Origin of the sequence: Kluyvera sp. Awk 3, assembly GCF_028069715.1 — a bacterium.
Taxonomy (GTDB): domain Bacteria; phylum Pseudomonadota; class Gammaproteobacteria; order Enterobacterales; family Enterobacteriaceae; genus Kluyvera; species Kluyvera georgiana_A.
In genome coordinates this window covers 1-699 of the sequence record NZ_JANEWH010000312.1, presented here as the reverse complement: position 1 = coordinate 699, position 699 = coordinate 1, and the positions used below count along the sequence as shown (strand labels likewise).

The window sequence follows — 699 nt, the reverse complement described above, 5'->3', positions numbered from 1 at the left end:
ATATTCGTACAAGAATGAAGATGTTTGTTTTTTCATGCTCTCAAATTGATATATAGCAGGAAGCCATTTAGATAAGTAGAAATATGAAATAGCAAAAATCTCCTTAATATCGTCACTTAATTCCTTTCCGTCCGACGTATCAATATTCCTGCTATGAATAGATAACCTATCATCATAGCTTATGATTTCATGATAGAGTTTTTTATTCAATAACGCGACTAAAAACTTTTTAGCGATAGATGAGTTAAGATCATAAGCTCTATAAGATGACAGTTTATCATATAGCTCATCATATCTTTTGCTTGCAAACAGAATATCGAGAGTAAGTGAATTGCACAAAGCAAGATCGATACCATAGCTTTGTACAGCTGAAAGTGCAGTATTATACTCTTCATTGTTAATTAGAGTTTTTATATACATAAAGAACTCTCCAAGAGCCTCATCATTACTATCAAAATCTATGGAAGTCTTTACTTTGGATATCCATTGTGAAATTTCATAATAATAAGGTGCAGTATTAGTATCATCTTGTTCGAAAAGTTCGATTACTTTACTGTATTCACCTAATAAAAAATACATGAATGAAACAGTCATTTTTTNTNCATCTGAACATAAAATAATATCTTGTTGAGACATTCTTTCAGAGATAGACGCAAGTTCACATATATTTCCGTTTTTTAATAAGACATCGATATATTT

General features: G+C 30.0%; 1 protein-coding gene. It reads right to left on the bottom strand.

Features of this window, described 5'->3' with window-relative positions; genetic code table 11:
• Positions 1-594, bottom strand: a 594-nt coding sequence (locus NNN71_RS24840) for a hypothetical protein (RefSeq protein WP_271459608.1), incomplete at its 3' end; no start/stop codon positions are given.
• Positions 595-699 lie beyond the last annotated feature (105 nt).